Here is a 21,328-nt window from a genome sequence, read left to right as displayed (position 1 = left end):
GAACCCTCAGCCCTCAGACGTTCCGGAAGCGGTTGATCGCGTCGATGTGCTTGGCCCGCATCTCCGGGTCGCGCACGCCGAGGCCCTCCTGGGGCGCGAGGGCGAGGACGCCGACCTTGCCCTGGTGGAGGTTGCGGTGCACGTCGTAGGCGGCCTGGCCGGTCTCCTCCAGGGAGTAGACGCGGGAGAGGGTGGGGTGGATCTTGCCCTTGGCGATCAGCCGGTTGGCCTCCCAGGCCTCGCGGTAGTTCGCGAAGTGCGAGCCGATGATTCTCTTCAGGGACATCCACAGGTAGCGGTTGTCGTACTCGTGGTTGTAGCCCGAGGTCGAGGCGCAGGTGACGATGGTGCCGCCCTTGCGCGTGACGTAGACCGAGGCGCCGAAGGTCTCGCGGCCCGGGTGCTCGAAGACGATGTCCACGTCCTCGCCGCCGGTGAGCTCGCGGATGCGCTTGCCGAAGCGCTTCCACTCCTTGGGGTCCTGGGTGTGCTCGTCCTTCCAGAACTTGTAGCCCTCGGCGTTGCGGTCGATGACTGCCTCGGCGCCCATGGCCTCGCAGATGGCGGCCTTCTCCGGGCTGGAGACGACACAGATGGGGTTGGCGCCGCCGGCCAGGGCGAACTGGGTGGCGTAGGAGCCGAGGCCGCCGCTCGCGCCCCAGATCAGGACGTTGTCGCCCTGCTTCATGCCGGCGCCGTTGCGCGAGACGAGCTGGCGGTAGGCGGTGGAGTTCACCAGGCCGGGGGAAGCGGCCTCCTCCCAGCTCAGGTGGTCCGGCTTGGGCATGAGCTGGTTGGACTTCACCAGGGCGATCTCGGCGAGGCCGCCGAAGTTCGTCTCGAAGCCCCAGATACGCTGCTCGGGGTCGAGCATCGTGTCGTTGTGGCCGTCCGAGGACTCCAGCTCGACGCTCAGACAGTGCGCGACGACCTCGTCGCCCGGGTTCCAGGCGTTCACGCCGGGGCCGGTGCGCAGCACGACGCCCGCCAGGTCGGAGCCGATGATGTGGTACGGCAGGTCGTGGCGCTTGGTGAGCTCGCTCAGACGGCCGTACCGCTCCAGGAAGCTGAACGTGGAGACGGGCTCGAAGATCGAGGTCCACACGGAGTTGTAGTTGACCGAGGAGGCCATGACGGCCACCAGGGCCTCGCCCGGGCCCAGTTCGGGGACCGGCACGTCGTCCAGGTGGATCGACTTGCGGGGGTCCTTGTCGCGGGTCTCGAGCCCGGCGAACATCTCCACCTCGTCCTTGTGCACGGTGATCGCGCGGTACGAGTCGGGGAGCGGAAGAGCGGCGAAGTCGGCGGACGTGGAGTCCGGCGACTGGATCGCGTCCAGGATTTCCTTCACGGTGATGCCTCCGGCGAAGTGCGGGCCCCCTCTGAGGGGACCACGCTCTTGAGGGTTACGTCGGGTGCTGCTGGTGCTTGTGAGGGGTTGCCGTCGGTTCGGCGAAGGTGTTGCTCGGCAGCGCTTGGTGTGGCGCGGGAGGTTGCCTGTGACGCAGGCGTCCGGGCGCACGAGCCGTGGCTTGTGGGGACAGCCGGCGTACGGAAGTTCTCTGCACGCCGGCCGCCCGGACAACATCAACGTATGACACCGCGTGCCAGTGAGCAAGACACTGAGTGCCATCAATTTTTGATGGATGATCGATCAGTGCAGGTCAGAGCGTGTGGCGGCATGACGGAAGGGGCGCTACCGGTGGGTAGCGCCCCTTCAAAAGCCCAGGACAAAAGGGTGTAAAAACGGATCTCGATCTAGGAATTCACTGGGAATCCCGCTCCCGCAGCGCCTTCTCGATCGTGCGCATGATCTCGTCCAGCGGTGCGTCCGTCCGGGCCACGGTGACCAGGACATCGCCCCCGGTGCTCACCGAGGCCGCCGGAGCGGTGGTGGTGTCGCGTCCCGCCCCGATGCCCGAACCGAAGGTCCTGCGGACGATGGCGAAGGCATGGTCCAGCTGGGTCTCCACGTCGCCCTGGCCGCCCGCGCGGAGCCACCGCCGCAGCACGTGGTTGTGTGCCGTCACCACCGCCGACGCCGCGACCTCCGCCAGGAGCGGGTCGTCGTTGCCGTCGTGGTGGGCCTGCTCGTCGAAGTGGCCCAGGAGATAGCGCGTGAAGAGCCGTTCGTAGCGAGCCACCGAGGCGATCTCGCGCTCGCGCAGCGTGGGGACCTCGCGGGTCAGGCGGTACCGCTCGACGGACACGGCGGGCGAGGCCGCGTACATCTTCATGACTTCCTTGATGCCCCGGCACACCGTGTCGAGCGGGTGCTCGTGCGGCGGCGCCGCGTTCAGGACCGCCTCCGCCCGGATCAAGGTGTCGTCGTGGTCCGGGAAGATCGCCTCTTCCTTGGAGCGGAAGTGCCGGAAGAAGGTCCGGCGGGCGACCCCGGCCTGTGCGGCGATCTCGTCGACCGTCGTGGCCTCGTACCCCTTGGACGCGAAGAGCTCCATCGCGGCGGCCGCCAGCTCCCGGCGCATCTTGAGGCGTTGGGCGGCGGCGCGGCTGCCGGCCGCGCTCTCCGGAGCGTCGGGCGTAGCGGGCGTACGTGAGGACTTGGCGGCCTTGGGCATGACCCGAACGTACTGCATATGCGCAGCCGAGTGCTCCTGCGGGACGGGGCCGCCCGGGGGTTCGAGCAGCCCGCCCCAGTCCGTGCGAGGTCTGCCGTCAGGCGCGCTCCCGTCCGCTTCCGGCCTACCGTCGGGCATATTCGCGGAAGCCGCGGCCGGTCTTGCGGCCGAGGCAGCCCGCGGCCACCAGGTGTTCGAGCAGGGGAGCGGGGGCGAGGCCCGGGTCGCGGAACTCGCGGTGCAGGACCTTCTCGATGGCGAGCGAGACGTCCAGGCCGACGACGTCCAGGAGCTCGAAGGGGCCCATGGGGTAGCCGCCGCCGAGCTTCATCGCGGCGTCGATGTCGTCGAGCGTCGCGTAGTGCTCCTGGACCATCTTGATCGCGTTGTTGAGGTAGGGGAACAGCAGCGCGTTCACGATGAAGCCAGCCCGGTCGCCGCAGTCCACCGGGTGCTTCTTGATGGTCGCGCAGACCTGCCGGACCGTCGCGTGCACGTCGTCGTCCGTGAGGACCGTGCGGACCACCTCGACCAGCTTCATCGCCGGTGCCGGGTTGAAGAAGTGCATGCCGATCACGTCGCCGGGACGCGAGGTGGCGCGGGCGCAGGCGACGACCGGCAGGGACGAAGTGGTGGTCGCCAGGATCGCGCCCGGCTTGCAGACCTTGTCGAACGCCGCGAACAGCTGCTGCTTGATCTCCAGGTCCTCGGCGACCGCCTCCAGGGCCAGGTCGACGTCGGTGAACGCGTCGTACGTCCCGGCCGGAACGATCCGGTCCAGTGTCTTGGCCGCGGTCTCCGCCGTCATCCGCCCCTTGTCGACGGAGCGCGAAAGCGACTTGGCGATACGGGACTTGGCCTTCTCCGCCTTCTCCTCGCTGCGCGCGGCGAGCACCACGTCGTAACCGGCCTTGGCGAAGACCTCGGCGATGCCGGACGCCATCGTCCCCGACCCGGCGACACCGACCGAGCGGATGGTGCGCCCGCCGCCCTGGCGCCCGTCCTCCGGCGGGGTCAGCGCGTCCCGCACGACGACCGAACTGCCGGGCTCCGCATACGAGTAGAAGCCGCGCCCCGTCTTGCGGCCGGTCAGGCCCGCCTCGCTGAGCTGTTTGAGGATCGGGGCGGGTGCGTGCAGGCGGTCGTGGGACTCGGAGTACATCGCGTCCAGGACCGTGCGGGCGGTGTCGACGCCGATCAGGTCGAGCAGGGCGAGGGGGCCCATCGGCAGTCCGCAGCCGAGCCGCATCGCGGCGTCGATGTCCTCGCGGGACGCGTACTTGGCCTCGTACATCGCGGCGGCCTGGTTGAGGTAGCCGAAGAGCAGGCCGTCGGCCACGAATCCGGGCCGGTCGCCGACCGCGACGGGCTCCTTGCCCAGCGCGTACGCCAGGTCGGTGACGGAGGCGACGGCCGCGGGCGCGGTCAGCACGGACGACACCACCTCGACCAGCTTCATCGCCGGTGCCGGGTTGAAGAAGTGCAGGCCGAGCACCCGCTCGGGGCGCTGTGATTCGGCGGCAAGGCGGGTCACGGACAGCGCGTTCGTGCCGGTCGCGATGATCGTCCCGGGGCGCACGACACCGTCGAGTTCACGGATGATCTGCTGCTTGATCTCGTACGACTCCGGGGCGACCTCGATCACCAGGTCGGCGTCGGCCGCGGCCTGCAGGTCGGTGAAGGTGCGGACGCGGGCGAGCGCGTCACGCCGCTCGTCCTCGGTGAGCTGCTCACGGCGCACGGCCCGCGCGGTGGACGACTCGATGGCGGCGACGGCCTGGGCGCCCGCGGCCTCGCTGATGTCGATGCCGATGACCTCGCGTCCCGCGCGGGCCAGGACCTCGGCGATGCCGGTGCCCATCGTGCCGAGACCGATCACGGCGACGGTGTTCAAGGGAGTGTCCATGCGTGGACTCCAGGAAGTGAGTGACGACTGAGGGGCGCACGCGGTGCGCGGCAACTGAGGCGCGGCGTACGGAAGGTGAACTGCTGCGTGTCGTGACCGGGCGGCGAAGCGCGCACGCCCGTGAGGAGTCGACCGGCTCTGTCCCGGAGCCGCGTCGTACTGGATGGAGCTGAGGTGCTGAAGCACCGAACCGACAAGCAATCGCACCGGCTGCGTCACCAGGCCGCTGCGAGGTTGGGGAACTGCTGACAGGGAGTGTGCCCCGCTCACATGAGATTAACCGGCGAGTAACGAGCGCGCCAGTCCCCAGGGTTTGTGATCTACATCGCGGATAGGCTCCCCGTCATGGACGTGGAGTTGCGCACGGTGACGGAACGCTTACGCCGCGAGGCGGGGGTCTCGGAGAGTTACGAGAGGCTGGTCGCGACCGGCGATGTGGAGGAACTGGCGGAGGTGCTCGCCGCGGCGGGTCAGCCACTGTGGGCACGGGAGCTGGCGGCGGTCCGCCTCGGTGCCGCCGGGGACAACCGGGCCTTCGAGTCCCTGGTGCTGCTCCTGAACCACCGGGACCCCTCGCGCTGCGCGGCCGCCGCGTACGCCCTGGCCAGGTTGCGTGATCCACGTACGGCACGGGCGGCAGCCGCCCTGGCCACCAATGAGCTGAGGGTCGCCTACGCCCTGTACCCCGTGCGTCTGCTCACCGAGCTGCGCGCCCCCGAATCGGCGCCCGCCCTCATCACCACGCTGGGGCGCAGGCTCGCCCCGCACGATCCGTACGGGAAGATCGCGCTGGCCTGCGTGGAGGGCCTGGGGGCGCTGGAGGACCCGCGGGCCCGGCCCGTTCTGACCCGCGCCATCGGCTATCCGCGGCTCGCGGCGGCGGCCGCCGCGGCCCTCGCCCGACTGCCGGGCTAGCTTTCCGGCGGGCCGGTGTCCGCCGTGGTCACAGGACGGCGTACGCCTCGATCTCCATCATGAACCGCGGCGACACGAGAGCGGCGACCTGCACGGCGGAGGACGCCGGGAGCCGCTCCGGGTCCATGTGGACGTCGCGTGCGGCCCGGATCGCGGGCATGTACGCCATGTCCGTGACGTAGTACGTCAGCTTCACTATGTCGTCGAAGCCGCCGCCCGCGGCCAGCAGGCAGCGCCGCAGATTGTCGAAGACCTGCCGCGCCTGGGCGGCCGCGTCCCCCTCGCCGACCAGTTCCCCGCGCTCGTCCAGGGGGAGCTGCCCGGAGATCGCGACGAAGCGGCCGGTGCCCATGACGACGTGCGTGTACGCGGTGGCGGGGAAGACGCCGTCGGGGGCGTTGATGTGGGTCAGTCGGCTCATGGGTCCATCCTGGACGGTGGGTTCACAGCAGGGCGAGCTGGGTGCCGCCGGGAGGGGCGGTCTCGGTGTGGGCGCCTGAGTCTTGGGGTGGGCGGATACGGCGGGTGGCGTCCGCCCGCGCGGGGCCGATGCCGAACTCCTCGGCCAGCTCGTGCACTTGGCGGGTGATCCGGCGCTGGTACCACTTGGGTGCGTAGGCGCCTTCCGCGTACAGCCGTTCGTAGCGCCGCACGAGATACGGATGGTGCTGCTCCAGCCAGGCCATGAACCACTCGCGCGCCCCCGGCCGCAGATGCAGCACGAGCGGCGTCACGGACGTCGCTCCCGAGGCGGCGATCGCCCGTACGGTCGCCCGCAGTTGCTCGGGCCGGTCCCCGATGAAGGGGATCACGGGCGCCATGAGCACCCCGCACCCGATGCCGTGATCGGTCAGCGTGCGCACCACGTCGAGCCGCCGCTCCGGAGCGGGCGTGCCCGGCTCGACCGTGCGCCACAGCTCCTGGTCGACGAAGCCGACGGACACGGAGATCCCCACGTCGGTGACGGCGGCGGCCTGCCGCAGCAGGTCGAGGTCCCGCAGGATCAGCGTGCCCTTCGTGAGGATGGAGAAGGGGTTCGCGTGGTCGCGCAGGGCGGCGATGATCCCCGGCATGAGGCCGTAGCGCCCCTCGGCCCGCTGATAGCAGTCGACGTTCGTGCCCATCGCGATGTGCTGGCCGTGCCAGCGGGGCGAGGCGAGCTGGCGGCGCAGCAGGTCGGGGGCGTTGACCTTGACCACGATCTGGCTGTCGAAGCCGAGCCCCGTGTCCTGGTCCAGATAACTGTGCGTCTTGCGCGCGAAACAGTAGACGCACGCGTGCGTGCACCCCCGGTACGGATTGACCGTCCACTCGAACGGCATGCGGGACGCTCCGGGCACCCGGTTCACGATGGTCCTGGCCCGGATCTCGTGGAAGGTGATCCCACGGAACTCGGGGGTGTCGAAGGTCCTGGTGGTGACCGCGTCCGCGCCGAACAGCGCGGCATCCGCGACACCCCGTGACGGCCCGTCGGCGAGGTTCTCCCAGCGCATGACGCCTCCTCGGTAGCACTGACCACAGAATAGAACACATGTTCCCTTGATCGTGCGAGGGGATGCCTCGGGGACCACGAGTGGACCCCGAGGGGACCCCGATTTGAGGGCCCGGTGCGCAGGGTGGTTGGCTTCCGGGGATCACCCTGAACAACCGAGTGCTGGAGGAAGTGCCATGGCGCAGGTCGAGGCGACCACGGAGCGGATCATCGCGGCGCGGCCGGAGGACGTCTTCGACGCGCTCGCCGACTACGAAGGCACGCGTCCGAAGATCCTGTCCGAGCACTTCAGTGAGTTCGAGGTGCGTGAGGGCGGGGACGGCGACGGGACGCTCGTCCACTGGAAGCTGCAGGCCACCAGCAAGCGCATCCGGGACTGCCTCCTCGAGGTCAGCGAGCCGACCGACGGTGAGCTCGTCGAGAAGGACCGCAACTCCTCCATGGTCACCACCTGGACCGTGACCCCGGCGGGAGAGGGCAAGGCGCGCGTGGTCGTCTCCACCGTGTGGAACGGTGCGGGTGGCATCGGCGGCTTCTTCGAAAAGACCTTCGCGCCCAAGGGGCTCGGGCGGATCTACGACGCGGTGCTCGGCAAGCTCGCCGCCGAGGTCGAGAAGTAGGCCCTCAACTCCGGTAACCCATAAGGGTTGTTGTCACGCTCACCGTTTCGAGTGGTTTTCTGTTCGGGCCAATTGTACGGCGTAGGGCTCCCACCGGCGCATACGTGCGCCTGACCCCACACAGGGGCGACTCGTCGCGCTTGCTCGCAGTTGTCGCGTAATGCGAGAAATGCGGCGCAGGCGCTGACGAGGGGAGCAGGACGTGGGTGGCACGACGCTGGTGCAGGGCGCCGAGCAGGAGGACGCCGAGGGGGCGGCGGTGGCCACGGTGCCGCCGGGCATCGAAGAGGCGCCGCCACCCCAGGAGCACGTGTCGGCGACGGCAGGGCTCAGCCCCGGGCGCGTCCGGATGGTCTTCGTCGGGCTCATGCTCGCCCTGCTGCTCGCCGCGCTCGAGCAGATGATCGTCGCCACCGCGCTCCCGAAGATCGTCGGTGAGCTGCACGGCCTGGACCGGATGTCCTGGGCGATCACCGCCTATCTGCTCACGTCCACGATCGGGCTGCCCATCTACGGCAAGCTCGGGGACCTCTTCGGGCGCAAGGGCGTCTTCCAGTTCGCCATCGTCATCTTCGTCATCGGCTCCGCGCTGGCCGGCTGGTCGCGCACGATGGACCAGCTCATCGCCTTCCGTGCCATCCAGGGCATCGGCGCGGGCGGCCTCATGATCGGCGTACAGGCGATCATCGCGGACATCGTCCCGCCCCGGGAACGCGGCCGCTACATGGGCCTGATCGGCGCCTCCTTCGGCCTCGCGTCGGTCGCGGGACCGCTGCTCGGCGGGTTCTTCACCGACCACGTCACCTGGCGCTGGTGCTTCTACTTCAATGTGCCCTTCGGGCTCGTCACCCTCCTCGTCGTCAGCTTCGGGCTCAAGCTGCCCAAGCGCACGGTGAGGGCCCGACTCGACGTCCTCGGCGCGCTGTTGCTCGCCTCGGCCTCCACCTGCCTGGTGCTCGTGACCAGTTGGGGCGGCACCGAGTACGCGTGGGGATCGCGCGTCATCCTCGGGCTCGCGGCCGGAGCCGTCGCCTCGACGGTGCTCTTCGTCGTCGCCGAACGCTTCGCCGCAGAACCGATCATCCCGCTACGGCTGTTCCGCGACCCGGTCTTCAACATCACCGGCGTGGTGGGCATGGTCGTCGGCGTCGCCCTCTTCGGGGCGGCCAGCTATCTGCCGACCTTCCTGCAGATGGTGGACGGCGCGAGCGCCACCGAGTCCGGGCTGCTCATGCTGCCGATGATGGGCGGCGTCGTGGGCGCCTCGGTCCTCTCCGGCCAGCTCATCAGCCACACCGGGCGCTACAAGATCTATCCCGTCATCGGCGGCATCCTGTCCGTCATCGGCATGTGGCTGCTCTCCCGGCTTGAGGCCGACACACCCCGGCTGCACTACAGCATCTGGATGGCCGTGCTCGGTGCGGGCGTCGGCCTCGTCATGCCGGTGCTCATCCTCGCCGTACAGAACGCGGTACGCCCCTCCGACCTCGGCACCGCCACCAGCGCCAACAACTACTTCCGGCAGATCGGCGGCAGCGTCGGCGCCGCGATCTTCGGCACGCTCTTCGCCGACCGGCTCGCGGACTCGCTCGCCGACCGCATCCCGGCCGGGGCCGGTCTCCCGGACCCCGAGGCCATCACCCCGCAGCTCGTCCACGCGATGCCCGCCCCGCTGCGCGAGGGCTACATCCAGGCGTACGCCGACGCGATGCCCCGCATCTTCCTCTACCTGGTGCCGGTGCTCGTCCTCGGCATGCTGATCACCTTCTTCCTCAAGGAGACACCCCTGTTGTCCAGCGCAGCGTCCCAGGACGCCCCCACGGCCGAGCCCACGAACATCCCCCAGGCCCGCACCTCGTACGCCGCCGGGGTCCCCGTCTGCGGCACCGTGCAGCACCCGGACGGCACCGTGGTGCCCCGCGCCGCCCTGACCCTCATCGACGTCGGGGGCAGGCAGATCGGCCGCGGTGCGAGCGGGGACGACGGGCGGTACGCGCTCTCCACGCCGGGCTCGGGATCGTTCGTCCTGATCGCGGCCGCCGGGGGCCATCAGCCGCAGGCGGTCACCGTCACCGTCGGCGAGCGCCCCGTGGAACTGGACGTGGTGCTCGGCGGCGCGGGGCGCCTGGCCGGCAGCGTGGTCACCGCCGACGGGACGCCGGTCAGGGACGCCGCGGTCACCCTCACCGACGTCCGCGGAGAGGTCGTCGCCACCACCCGCAGCGGGCGCGAAGGCGGTTATGTGATCACGGAACTGGTGGCGGGCGAGTACACCCTGGCCGCCAGCGCGCCCGCCTTCCGGCCCGCGGCCCTGCCCGTTTCCGTGCAGGCCTCCCGCGAGACCCGGCAGGACGTCGAACTCGCGGGCGGTGCCGTCCTGCGCGGGACCGTGCGGGCCACCGGCGGGCGGCCCGTGGAGGACGCCCGCGTGACGCTGCTCGACGCGGCGGGCAACGTCGTGGACACCCTCACCACGAGGGAGGACGGCACCTTCCGGTTCATCGACCTGTCGTCCGGCGAGTACACCGTCATCGCCGCGGGCTACCCGCCGGTGGCGACCGTGCTCCAGGTCGCGGGCGGCGGGCGTACGGAGCGGGATCTGCAACTGGGCCACGAGGACTAGGGCCCTTTGGGCGGGGCGGCTGGGCGTCTGGGCGGGGCGTCTGGGCGGGTCGGTTGGGCGGGGCGGCGAAAAATACCCGCCGGAGGCGCCCCCGCACGGCCCAATTCCCATATTGAGCCCCATGGCAACCTGCGTCGGTCGTACGGTGGTTGGGGCGGCGCAGGTCTTCGCGGTGCCGCCGGAAGGAGCGTTGGCCATGGAATACGGCACCCCGGGCGGGCCGGTGGCGCAGCTCGCCGTGGCCGGCCGGATCCCCCTCGCCGTGGTCGTCATCGACGGCGCGGGCCTCGTCTCGCACTGGAGCGCCGGCGCACGGAAGCTGTTCGGGTACGCGAAGGAGGCGGCCGTCGGAAGTCCGGCGGGCGACCTGCTTCCGGTGGCGGGCGCGATCCCCGGGGGACGCGCGAGCTACGGCGAGTACGACGGCCTGGGTCCTGACCTGGAGACCTCCCTCGACGGACGCATCTCGTACCCTGCGGCCGGGCGCGCGCGGCTGTCCGTGCCCGGCGGCGAAGACCACCGGGTCGACGTCCTGTGGTGGGCGTACCCCCTCGTCGGCCCCGGCCCCGAGCGGTTGCTCGTGCTCGCCGCGGACGCCGACCGGCTGGCCGACGATGACGACCGCGAGCCGGGACAGGTCGAGCGGATAGCACCGGGGTTCGCCCTGCACACAGACTTCCCGGGAGCGGACGAGCTGGCCGGCCGGCTGCCCGAGATCCTGCCCAGCATGAGCGTGGGCGAGAGCTCCCGCATCGTGTCGCAGGTCCTTGAACTGGGCTATCCCGTCCTGGAGTTCAGCAAGCACGACCGTGTTCCCGTCACCCCGGACTGGGGTGTGCCGCGGCGCGCCGAGCGCAAGGCGCGCAGGCTGCGCGTCCAGCAGGAAGCCGCCCAGGGCGTCGCGCCGGGGCCCGCCGCACCCGAAGAGGCCGAGGATCTCGAATACGCGGCGGTGCGCGAGCACCTGGAGTTCCTGAACGAGGTCAGCGGGCGCATCGGCTCCTCGCTCGACCTCTCGCAGACGATCATCGAGGTCAGCCGGGCCGTCGTGCCGCGGTTCACGGACGTCGCGGGCACGTATCTGCGCGAACAGGTCGTCGCGGGCGAGGGCTTCCCGGAAGGTCCGCCGGACGAGACCACGATGTGGCACAGGGTCGCCGTGGAGCACACGGACGAGCCGGGCCGCTGGGACGACGTCGTACCCGTCGGCGAGTCCATGCCGTTCCCGTCGCACACACCGTTCTTCCAGTGCATGACCTCCGGCGACCCGGTCCTCGTGCCGCGCATCACCGAGGAGATGGGCAACGCGATCGCCTCGCAGTTCGAGAAGCGCGACATCCGCCCGCTCATCAACCACCGCTCGATGCTCGTCGTACCGCTGAAGGCCCGCAATGTGGTGCTCGGATTCATGATCCTGCTGCGCCACCGGGAACGGCCCGTCTTCAACGACATGGACCGCGTCACCGGCGCCGAACTCGCCGCCCGCGCGGGCCTCGTGCTCGACAACGCCCGCATGTACACCTACCAGGAGAGCGTCGCCGACACTCTCCAGGACAGCATGCTGCCGCACATCGAGCCGCGCATGACGGGCTGCGACATCGCCACCCGCTATCTGCCGGGCACGCTCCTCGGCCGGGTCGGCGGCGACTGGTTCGACTCCGTGAAACTTCCCGGCTCGCGCACCGCGCTCGTCGTCGGAGACGTGATGGGCCACGGCCTCAACTCGGCGGCGATGATGGGCCAGTTGCGCACGGCCGTGCAGACCATGGCCGCCCTCGACCTGCCGCCCGCCCAGCTCCTGCGCAACCTCGACGACCTGGCACAGCGGCTCGGCGAGCACTACCTCGCGACGTGTCTCTACGCGGTGTACGACCCCATCGCGAGCGAACTGCACCTCGCCAACGCGGGACACATCCCGCCCGTACTCGTCCGCGCCGACGACGGCCGCAGCGAACTCCTCGACCTGCCGACCGGGGCGCCCATCGGCGTCGGAGGCGTGCCCTTCGAGGCGGTCACCGTCCGGGTGGCGCCCGGCGACCGGCTGCTGATGTGCACCGACGGCCTCGTCGAGGTCCGCGGCGAGGACATCGGCGTCGGCCTCGCCACGCTCACCGAGTCCGCGGCCCACCCGGCCGCCTCCATGGACGCCGCCTGCGACACCATCATCCGCGCCCTCAACACCCGCGGCGGACGCAAGGACGACGTGGCCCTTCTGATGGCACGCCTGAACGGCGTCGCGGACGAGGACGTCGCCCACTGGCGGCTCGCACTGGACCCGAGCGAGGTGAGCAGGGCGCGCGAGCTGGTCCGCGAGCAGCTGCGCACCTGGTCCCGCGACGCCCTGTCCGAGACCGCCGAGCTCCTGGTCAGCGAACTCGTCACGAACGCCGTACGGCACTCGCGCGGCGGCCGTGTCGAACTCCGCCTCGTCCGCTCGGGGGCCACGCTGATCTGCGAGGTCGAGGACGACGACCACACCCTGCCCACGCTCCTGAACGCGGGCCCCGGTGACGAGTTCGGTCGCGGACTGCGGATCGTCAGCGTGCTCGCCAAGGAGTGGGGGACCAGTCGTACGGCCTCCGGCAAGACCGTGTGGTTCGAGCTGGTGCCGCCTAGTAGGTGAGAGCCCCGGGCGTCTCTCGGGGCGTGCGATCGGCAGGGAACGCGTGAAGGCGCGGCGAATGATTGCGCCGGTGACTTGTCCGCGCACCCCGGGCGCGATAGACCGATCTCGCCGACGGCTTCGACGGTCGTCGTCACGACCCTGGGGAGCTGGCCATGAGTGTCACGAGTCGGTACAAGGAGGCGTGGGAGGGGTTCTGGCGGGATGCTCCCGACGAAGAGGGCGCCGTCTTCTGGGACGCCGAACCCGTGCTCACCGTCGGCATCCACCTCGCCCTCTTCGAGCCGCACATGACGGCCGCCGGCCTGCCCGTCGTGGACCTCGGCTGCGGCAACGGCACCCAGACCCGCTTCCTCGCCGACCGCTACCCGCGTGTCCTGGGAGCCGACCTGTCCGCCGCCGCCCTGCGGCAGGCACGGAACGCCGACCCGGCGGGGCAGGTGGAGTTCCGGCAGGTCGACGCTGCGGAGAAGTCCGAGGCCGAGCAGCTGCACGCGGAGCTCGGCGACGTGAACGTCTATATGCGCGGGGTGCTCCACCAGTGCGATCCCGATGACCGTCAGCCACTCGTCGACGGCATCGCGACGCTGCTCGGCGAGCGCGGCAGGGCGTTCGTCGTCGAGCTCGCCGAGGCCGCGGGGGCGGTCCTGAGAGGCCTCGCCACGAGCCCGGAGGGCCCGCCGCCGAAGCTGGCGCCGGTCTTCTCGCACGGCCTCACGCCGGGCGAGGTCGCGGACGCCGCCGTGCCGGAGTACGTCACGGCGGCGGGCCTCACGGTGCTCGCGAAGGGAGAACTGCCGCTGACCACCACCGAGTTCACCCCGGACGGCACACGGATCGAACTGCCGTCGAAGTGGCTGGTGGTGGGGCGGGCGGGCTGAGGGGCCGACTCCGTCTGTCCGGGGCCTCGGCAGAGGAGCGGGGCCGTCTCAGAGGGGCGGGGCGGGCAGCGCGGCGACCACGGGGTGATCGGTGTCGAGAGGCCCGAGCCGGGAAGCACCACCCGGCGAGCCGAGCTCGGCGAAGAACTCCAGGTCCGTCTTGCGGTAGTCCTGCCACTCGTCGGGAGTGTCGTCCTCGAAGAAGATGGCTTCGACCGGACAGACGGGTTCGCAGGCACCGCAGTCGACGCACTCGTCGGGCTGGATGTACATCTTCCGTGCGCCCTCATAGATGCAGTCGACGGGGCATTCGTCGATGCATGCCTTGTCCTTGAGGTCGACGCAGGGCTGGGCGATGACGTACGTCATGAGGATCGCTCCACGGTCCAGGTGTCGCCGCCCGCGAGGAGTGCGGCCAGGTCGCCCTTGCCGTTCTGCTCGATGGCGGTGTCGAGTTGGTCGGACATCAGGGTGTCGTAGACGGGGCGTTCGACGTTGCGGAAGACGCCGATGGGGGTGTGGTGCAGGGTGTCGGGGTCGGCGAGGCGGGACAGTGCGAACGCGAGCGTGGGCGAGGTGGAGTGCGCGTCGTGGATGAGGATCTGAGACTCGGTCTCAGAGGTGACCGGGACGACTTTGAGGTCACCGGTGGCCGCATCGCGGACGACGCCTTTGGAGCCCAGGCCGTTTTCCAGGGGTGCTCCGAAGCGGATGGGCTGGCCGTGTTCCAGGCGGATGACGGCTTCTTCGGCCTGCTGTTTGTCCTTGAGGACCTCGAAGGCGCCGTCGTTGAAGATGTTGCAGTTCTGGTAGATCTCCACCAGGGCGGTGCCGGGGTGTTCGGCGGCCTCGCGCAGTACCGAGGTGAGGTGTTTGCGGTCGGAGTCCACGGTGCGGGCCACGAAGGAGGCTTCGGCGCCGATGGCGAGGGAGACGGGGTTGAAGGGTGCGTCGAGGGAGCCCATCGGCGTGGATTTGGTGATCTTGCCGACTTCGGAGGTCGGGGAGTACTGGCCCTTGGTGAGGCCGTAGATGCGGTTGTTGAAGAGCAGGATCTTCAGGTTGACGTTGCGGCGCAGGGCGTGGATGAGGTGGTTGCCGCCGATGGACAGTGCGTCGCCGTCGCCGGTGACCACCCACACGCTCAGGTCGCGGCGTGAGGAGGCCAGTCCGGTGGCGATGGCGGGGGCGCGGCCGTGGATGGAGTGCATCCCGTAGGTGTTCATGTAGTACGGGAAGCGGGAGGAGCAGCCGATGCCGGAGACGAAGACGATGTTCTCCTTGGCCAGGCCGAGTTCGGGCATGAAGCCCTGCACGGCGGCCAGGACGGCGTAGTCACCGCAGCCGGGGCACCAGCGCACCTCCTGGTCGGACTTGAAGTCCTTCATGGACTGCTTGGCCTCGGCCTTGGGGACCAGGGAAAGCGCTTCGATCGTGCTCCCGGTGCCTTCGGTCTTCGTGTCAGCCATTGATGGCCTCCTTGAGAGCCGTGGCGAGCTGCTCGGCCTTGAACGGCATTCCATTGACCTGGTTGTACGAGACCGCGTCCACGAGGTACTTGGCGCGGAGGAGAGTGGCGAGCTGCCCGAGGTTCATCTCGGGAATCACCACCTTGTCGTAACGCTTCAGGACCTCGCCCAGATTCCGCGGGAAGGGGTTGAGGTGGCGCAGATGGGCCTGCGCCACGCTCTCGCCGACCGCCCGCAGGCGGCGTACCGCGGCGGTGATGGGCCCGTAGGTCGAACCCCAGCCCAGGACCAGCAACTTGGCGTCGCCGGTCGCGTCGTCGACTTCGAGGTCGGGGACCTGGATGCCGTCGATCTTGGCCTGGCGGGTGCGGACCATGAAGTCGTGGTTGGCGGGGTCGTAGGAGATGTTGCCGGTGCCGTCCTGCTTCTCGATGCCGCCGATGCGGTGTTCGAGGCCGGGCGTGCCGGGGATCGCCCAGGGGCGGGCCAGGGTCTGCGGGTCGCGCTTGTAGGGCCAGAAGACCTCGGTGCCGTCGTCCTCGGTGTGGTTGGTCCCCGAGGCGAACTGGACGCGCAGGTCCGGGAGTTCATCGGTGTCCGGGATGCGCCACGGCTCGGAGCCGTTGGCCAGGTAGCCGTCGGACAGCAGGAACACCGGCGTGCGGTAGGTGACCGCGATGCGGGCCGCCTCCAGCGCCGCGTCGAAGCAGTCCGCCGGGGTCTTGGGTGCCACGATCGGCACCGGCGCCTCGCCGTTGCGCCCGAACATCGCCTGCAGCAGATCCGCCTGCTCGGTCTTGGTCGGCAGACCGGTCGAAGGGCCGCCGCGCTGGATGTCCACGACCAGCAGCGGCAGTTCCAGCGACACCGCGAGGCCGATGGTCTCCGACTTCAGCGCCACACCTGGCCCCGAGGTCGTCGTCACCGCGAGCGAGCCGCCGAACGCCGCACCCAGCGCGGCGCCGATCCCCGCGATCTCGTCCTCGGCCTGGAAGGTCCGCACACCGAAGTTCTTGTGCCTGGACAGCTCGTGCAGGATGTCGGAGGCCGGGGTGATCGGGTACGAACCCAGGTAGAGCGGCAGGTCCGCCTGCCGGCCCGCGGCGATCAGGCCGTAGGAGAGGGCCAGATTCCCGGAGATGTTGCGGTACGTGCCGGTCGGGAAGGCGTGGGCGGCCGGAGCGACCTCGTACGAGACGGCGAAGTCCTCCGTCGTCTCGCCGAAGTTCCAGCCCGCGTGGAAGGCGGCGATGTTCGCCTCGGCGATGTCCGGCTTCTTGGCGAACTTCGTGCGCAGGAACTTCTCGGTGCCCTCGGTCGGGCGGTGGTACATCCACGACAGCAGGCCGAGCGCGAACATGTTCTTGCTGCGGCCGGCGTCCTTGCGCGAGAGGTCGAACTCCTTGAGCGCCTCGACCGTCAGCGTCGTCAACGGGACTGGGTGCACCCGGTACGCGTCAAGGTCGTGGCCCTCAAGCGGACTTGATGCGTACCCCACCTTCTGGAGCGCTCGGGGCGTGAACTCGTCCGTGTTGACGATGATCTCCGCACCCCGCGGCACGTCACCGAGATGGGCCTTCAGCGCCGCCGGGTTCATCGCTACGAGCACGTTCGGCGCGTCGCCCGGCGTGAGAATGTCGTGGTCGGCGAAGTGCAGTTGGAAGCTGGAGACTCCGAGCAGTGTTCCCGCGGGGGCGCGGATCTCGGCGGGGAAGTTCGGCAGTGTGGACAGGTCGTTGCCGAAGGATGCCGTCTCCGAGGTGAACAGATCCCCGGTGAGCTGCATGCCGTCGCCGGAGTCACCCGAGAACCGGATGATGACTCGATCGAGCCGCTCTGTCTGCTTCGTCACCGGCACAAGTCCTCTCTCGCTAGGGGTGGTTGGGCGGTCGGACGGCTGTCCGACCCGCCACCCGGCCCGAGCCTAGAAGCGCCGTCAGGGTATTTCAATAGGCGTTGAATTCATCCTGGACCGCCGGTCGACCGGCGGCGGACCACCGTTGGGGCGCTGTTCGGCCGCCGTTCGAGCGGTATTGGACCGGCACCGGATCGCCGGGCGGGCGTCGGCGGGTCATCGGCTCGTGGCGGTGCCTGGACCGATGAACTCACTCTATGTAGACTTCATCGTCAGTTGAATTGATTCTGTGCGGGCTCGCGATCGAGAGGGGCTGCCGCAGTGGGGGACGACAAGGGTGTGCCGAGTACGCGTGAGGCCCATCATGCGGTCCGCCGCGGACCTCTTCGCCGAGCAGGGTTTCCGCAGGGCCTCCGTGTGCTCCATAGCCGCGAACGCGGGCTGCGATCCCGCCCTGGTCGGGCATTATTTCGCCTCCAAGGAGGCCCTGTTCACCGCCGTGGCGGCGGAGACGGTCCGGCCGGCCGAGGTGCTTCGTGAAGCTGTCGGGCGGCGCGATCCGGACGCCGCGGAGTGGCTGCTCCGCAATGCCGTGGCCGACTGGGACGACGGGGTGCAGCGCACGCGCATCCTCGGCGTCCTGCGGTCCGCGCTCGATCTGTCCGCCGCCGAGTCGCGGCTGCGGCAGTCGCTGGTGCCCGAGAGGGTCGCCGACGATGAGGGCGGCGAGATGCGGCTCGCGCTGATCGGCGGCCTGTTCGTCGGGGTCGTGATGGCACGTCATCTGGAGCTGCTTCCGGCCGAGTTGGCGAAGGAAGGCAGCTCCGACGAACTCGTCCGCGCACTCATGCCGGTCGTCGCCGGCTGTCTCGAGGCCGGGCGCTGATCCGGTCCGGCAGGCGCGAGGGACCGCAGCGAGTGTAGGGCGGCCCAACCCTTCAGGCCTTTGCGTTCATAAACGCAAAGGCCCACTTCGGCATGCGCCGGTCCGGGGGTGCTCAGTGCTGTTGAAGCTGCCCCAACGTCCCGCCGCAGCAACGTAACTACGCCTCAAACCTGCCCGCACGGCATTGAGTTGAGCGGAGCCCGGATGTCCGGAAGCGAGCCATCAGGGTTGCGTGAGGAAATTCAATTCTCGTAGACTTCATTGGACGGTGAATAATCCAGCAGGCCGCAGTCAGTGGGCCCGAGGGGGGAACATGGAAGCAATGAGTACCGATGTGAAGGCGGGGAATCCGCCGGGTACTTCGTCCGGGTCAGGGTCCGCCGGACACTCCGCGCGCTGGGTGGTCCTCGCGGTCACGCTCTCCGCGATTTTCATGCAGATGCTGGACACCACGATCACGATGGTCGCCCTGCCGTCGCTGCAGAGCGACCTGGGCGCCACCTTCGCCGAGATTCAACTCGTCGTCGCCGTCTACTCGTTGGCCTTCGCCTGTGCGTTGGTGACCGGTGGCAGGCTCGGCGACATCTACGGCCGCCGGAAGATCTTCCTCATCGGCATGCTGGGCTTCACCGCCGCATCGGCACTGTGCGGCGCGGCCCCCACGTCGACGTTCCTGATCGGGTCCCGGGTGCTGCAAGGCCTGTGCTCGGGCCTGATGTTCCCTCAGGTCCTCTCGATCATCCAGGTCACCTTCTCGACGCGTGAGCGCCCCAAGGCCCTTGCCATGTACGGGGCTTCGATCGGCCTCGGCACCGTCCTGGGGCCCGTGCTCGGCGGCTGGCTGATCGATCTGGACGTCCTGGGCACCGACTGGCGTGCGATCTTCTACGTCAACCTGCCCGTCGGCCTGGTGGCACTCGCACTCGGCCTCGCCAAGATCCCCGAGTCCAAGGCCGACGGTGCCCAGCGCCTCGACGTCGTGGGCGCGACGATCCTCTCCGCGGGACTCTTCAGCCTCATCCTGCCACTGGTCATCGGCCGCGAGCACGACTGGCCGACCTGGAGCCTCGCACTGCTCGGCCTCAGCCCGCTGATCCTGATCGGATTCGCGCTCTACGAGGGCAGGCTGTCGAACAACCCCGCCAAGTCGCCGCTGGTGCCGATGCGGCTGTTCAAGGAACGGTCGTTCTCGGTCGGGCTGCTGATCAGCATCGTGTTCTTCGCGGGCATCCCGTCCTTCTTCATGACGTTCTTCATGAGCCTGCAGGTCGGGTTCGCCTACGCGCCGATCTCGGCGGGTCTGGTGAGCCTCGGCTTCGCCGTCCTCATCGCGGCCGGTTCGGCGCGCTCCACGGCCGTGGTCAAGAAGCTCGGCACCAAGACGCTCGCGCTCGGCACCGGGCTGCTGCTGGTCGGCATGTCCGGGGTGATCGCGACCGTGCACTGGGCCGGATCGGACCTGCACGGCTACCAGCTGATCCCCTCGCTGATGGTGGCCGGCCTCGGCGGCGGCTTCTTCCTCGCCCCGTGCACCGGCATCATCCTGGCCGGCATCCGCTCCCGCGAGGCGGGCTCGGCGTCCGGCATGCTCGCCACCGTGCAGCAGGTCGGCATCGCGATCGGCATCGCGGTCGCGGGCATCCTCTTCTACGGATTCCTCGGCACGAACGCCGACGACTCCAGCCAGGCGGCCGTGTCCGCGCTGCGCAGCGACCTCACGGCGGCGGGTGTCGTCGACGGTCAGCAGGACAAGGCCGTCGGCGGATTCCGGACCTGCTTCCACGACCGCATGAACCAGAAGGACCTCACCGAGACACCGGAGAGCTGCGCGGCCATCGAGAAGGAGATGGCGAACAACCCGGCCCCGCAGGAGGCCAAGGACAAGGTCCGGGCCGCGGTCCTGGAGAAGGCGGTGCCCGAGGCGCGCAGGACCAACTTCAGCGAGAGCTTCGAGCAGGTCGTCTACTGGCAGATCGGCTGCTTCGGCCCCTCCTGCCTGCTCGTCCTCGCCCTGCCGAGGATCCGCCCGGAGGACGTCACGGACGTGCCCGGAGGCGCGTGACACCACCCTGAGGAACCGGAACCGGAACCGGAACCGGATCGGGGGCCGGGGGAGACCCCGCGCCACCGGTCCGGGTCCGGTTCCCCGTCTGCGAAAGGAAGCCGCGGTGGACACCGTCGTGCCGGTTCTGTCGCTCGGCATCGTCTCGGCCCTCGCCTACGCCGCCGCTGCCGTCGTGCAGCGGCGGGTGGCGGCGCGGGGGACCGGTGGTCTCTTCCGTACGGGGGCCTGGTGGGCCTCCGTCCTGTTCAACCTGTCCGGCGCGGCGCTCCACGTGGGGGCGCTGCGGCACGGACCGCTCATCACCGTCCAGACCCTCGGCGTCCTCACGCTCGTCGCCGCGCCCCTCCTGTCCGCCGCCGTCTCGCGTACGAGGATGACCTCGGCCCAGTGGGCCGGTCGCCTCGAAGATCACCTGGCGGGCCTGACGCGACAGACGTCAACTGCCTTCGGGGGCGCGACAGTTGACAGGCCGGGGAACCCTGATCGAGGGTTCCCCGGCCTTCGTGTTCACGTCCGTACGGAGCCGTCGGTCCTGGTCGTCCGTACGGAGCTGGTCAGTCCTGGTCCTCCGAAGGGGCGTCCGGGAGGTCCAGGGAGGCGAGCCGCAGGTTCAGGGTGGGCGTCACCCAGCGGATGATGTCCTCGAAGTCCATCGAGGCCAGCGGCTCGACCTTGAGCACGTAGCGCACGATGGCCACGCCCGCCAGGTGGGACGAGGCGAGGGCCGAGACGATGGACGCGTCCGGGTGGTCCTTGAAGACCATCTGTCCGGCCCAGTTCTCGATGCTGGTCTCGATCCGGTCCCGCAGCAGGTCCGAGGTGGCGCTGTCGGCGAGGCCGGCGCGGTAGATGGCGGTCATCGCATAGCGGGTCTCTTCGTGCTCCCAGAAGTTCAGGTACGTCCGGGCCAGCCATGCGGCGGTCCTGGCCGAACCGTCGGGCTGGGGCGCGTCGAATTCGTCGAAGGCGGCGGAGACGCTCAGCTGCGACTCGACCGCCGCGCGGAACACCCCCTCCTTGTTGTTGAAGAAGTGGTGCACCAGTGCCGGGTCCACCTGTGCTGCCTCGGCGATGGAGCGGATGGTCGTGCTCGTGTAGCCGCGGTCCGCGAAAAGGTGGAGCGCCGCGACGAGGATCTGCTCGCGCGTGCCGCTGTCGCCGGACCGGCGGCCACTGCGTGCGCGCAACGGCCTCGGCTTCTTCCCGGCGGGCGGCTTCTGGGGGGAGGGGGACTTTCGGGCGGACGTCGAAGGTCCGTCCGTGCGCCTGGGCGTCATGGAATCACTGCACTTCGGGGGGTGTCAGAGTGGGTAATTCATTGCGTAGTGAAAACATCCTAACAGGCGCTATCCGAGGACTTCCAGACTCGTGCGTGGATCTTGGCGCGGAGCCGCGCCCCGCGCCGGTCACCCGG

16 protein-coding genes are annotated in these 21,328 nt (G+C 69.7%); 7 read left to right on the top strand and 9 right to left on the bottom strand.

The genetic code is table 11. The features are described 5' to 3' along the window. Window positions 1–13: 13 nt before the first annotated feature. The 3 genes from ccrA to OG302_RS09490 form a co-directional block, all read right to left on the bottom strand. The gene (gene ccrA / locus OG302_RS09500) at window positions 14–1,351 is read right to left on the bottom strand and encodes a crotonyl-CoA carboxylase/reductase (RefSeq protein ID WP_371526367.1); all 1,338 of its coding nucleotides are present in this window, start codon (window positions 1,349–1,351) and stop codon (window positions 14–16) included. A gap of 415 nt (window positions 1,352–1,766) precedes the next feature. Continuing rightward, on the bottom strand, window positions 1,767–2,579 hold the full coding sequence (locus OG302_RS09495) for a TetR family transcriptional regulator (protein WP_371526366.1): 813 nt from the start codon (window positions 2,577–2,579) through the stop codon (window positions 1,767–1,769). Between the two features lie 124 nt (window positions 2,580–2,703). Further along, window positions 2,704–4,485 carry a 3-hydroxyacyl-CoA dehydrogenase family protein gene (locus OG302_RS09490; RefSeq protein WP_371526365.1) on the bottom strand — a complete coding sequence of 594 codons (1,782 nt, stop codon included), beginning with the start codon at window positions 4,483–4,485 and terminating at the stop codon, window positions 2,704–2,706. A 345-nt stretch (window positions 4,486–4,830) separates the two neighbouring features. Here OG302_RS09490 and OG302_RS09485 point away from each other — a divergent pair, with 345 nt between their 5' ends. Next, complete coding sequence (locus tag OG302_RS09485; protein WP_371526364.1) at window positions 4,831–5,400, top strand: adenylosuccinate lyase; 570 nt, start codon at window positions 4,831–4,833, stop codon at window positions 5,398–5,400. Window positions 5,401–5,428: 28 nt separating this feature from the next. Here the strand turns inward: OG302_RS09485 and OG302_RS09480 are convergent, their stop codons facing one another. Continuing rightward, window positions 5,429–5,821 carry a RidA family protein gene (locus tag OG302_RS09480; RefSeq protein WP_371526363.1) on the bottom strand — a complete coding sequence of 131 codons (393 nt, stop codon included), beginning with the start codon at window positions 5,819–5,821 and terminating at the stop codon, window positions 5,429–5,431. A gap of 22 nt (window positions 5,822–5,843) precedes the next feature. Beyond that, window positions 5,844–6,893 carry an Rv2578c family radical SAM protein gene (locus OG302_RS09475; RefSeq protein WP_371526362.1) on the bottom strand — a complete coding sequence of 350 codons (1,050 nt, stop codon included), beginning with the start codon at window positions 6,891–6,893 and terminating at the stop codon, window positions 5,844–5,846. A 175-nt stretch (window positions 6,894–7,068) separates the two neighbouring features. Between OG302_RS09475 and OG302_RS09470 the strand changes: the two genes are divergently transcribed. From OG302_RS09470 to OG302_RS09455, 4 genes are all read left to right on the top strand, one after another. After that, window positions 7,069–7,512: an SRPBCC family protein gene (locus tag OG302_RS09470; RefSeq protein WP_371526361.1), complete on the top strand. Its 444-nt coding sequence runs from the start codon at window positions 7,069–7,071 to the stop codon at window positions 7,510–7,512. A gap of 202 nt (window positions 7,513–7,714) precedes the next feature. After that, window positions 7,715–10,135 carry an MFS transporter gene (locus OG302_RS09465; protein WP_371526360.1) on the top strand — a complete coding sequence of 807 codons (2,421 nt, stop codon included), beginning with the start codon at window positions 7,715–7,717 and terminating at the stop codon, window positions 10,133–10,135. 196 nt (window positions 10,136–10,331) lie between these two features. After that, complete coding sequence (locus OG302_RS09460) at window positions 10,332–12,758, top strand: SpoIIE family protein phosphatase (RefSeq protein WP_371526359.1); 2,427 nt, start codon at window positions 10,332–10,334, stop codon at window positions 12,756–12,758. A 155-nt stretch (window positions 12,759–12,913) separates the two neighbouring features. Then, window positions 12,914–13,639, top strand: coding sequence for a class I SAM-dependent methyltransferase (locus tag OG302_RS09455; RefSeq protein ID WP_371526358.1), 726 nt, complete (start codon window positions 12,914–12,916; stop codon window positions 13,637–13,639). Window positions 13,640–13,687: 48 nt separating this feature from the next. On the opposite strand, the gene fdxA is transcribed toward OG302_RS09455, so the two are convergent. Genes fdxA through OG302_RS09440 form a run of 3 tightly spaced genes read right to left on the bottom strand, consistent with a single transcriptional unit; the run spans window position 13,688 to window position 16,966 of the window. Then, window positions 13,688–14,008, bottom strand: a complete 321-nt coding sequence (gene fdxA, locus OG302_RS09450; RefSeq protein ID WP_371526357.1) for a ferredoxin — start codon at window positions 14,006–14,008, stop codon at window positions 13,688–13,690. After that, on the bottom strand, window positions 14,005–15,108 hold the full coding sequence (locus tag OG302_RS09445) for a 2-oxoacid:ferredoxin oxidoreductase subunit beta (RefSeq protein ID WP_371526356.1): 1,104 nt from the start codon (window positions 15,106–15,108) through the stop codon (window positions 14,005–14,007). Before OG302_RS09445 ends, fdxA begins: the two co-directional genes overlap by 4 nt. After that, window positions 15,101–16,966 (bottom strand): 2-oxoacid:acceptor oxidoreductase subunit alpha, encoded by a 1,866-nt coding sequence (locus OG302_RS09440; protein WP_371526355.1) that lies wholly within the window; start codon window positions 16,964–16,966, stop codon window positions 15,101–15,103. Before OG302_RS09440 ends, OG302_RS09445 begins: the two co-directional genes overlap by 8 nt. A gap of 361 nt (window positions 16,967–17,327) precedes the next feature. Between OG302_RS09440 and OG302_RS09435 the strand changes: the two genes are divergently transcribed. Beyond that, a complete protein-coding gene (locus tag OG302_RS09435) occupies window positions 17,328–17,849 on the top strand; it encodes a TetR family transcriptional regulator (RefSeq protein ID WP_371526354.1) in 522 nt (173 codons plus the stop codon). Between the two features lie 322 nt (window positions 17,850–18,171). Further along, entirely contained in the window at window positions 18,172–19,911 is a 1,740-nt protein-coding gene (locus OG302_RS09430; RefSeq protein WP_371526353.1) for an MFS transporter, read from the top strand. A gap of 557 nt (window positions 19,912–20,468) precedes the next feature. On the opposite strand, the gene OG302_RS09425 is transcribed toward OG302_RS09430, so the two are convergent. Continuing rightward, window positions 20,469–21,101, bottom strand: coding sequence for a TetR family transcriptional regulator (locus tag OG302_RS09425; RefSeq protein ID WP_371526352.1), 633 nt, complete (start codon window positions 21,099–21,101; stop codon window positions 20,469–20,471). Window positions 21,102–21,328: the final 227 nt, after the last annotated feature.

It is taken from the genome of Streptomyces sp. NBC_01283 (assembly GCF_041435335.1).
Taxonomy (GTDB): Bacteria; Actinomycetota; Actinomycetes; order Streptomycetales; family Streptomycetaceae; genus Streptomyces.
This window is presented reverse-complemented; position numbering and strand designations above follow the sequence as displayed.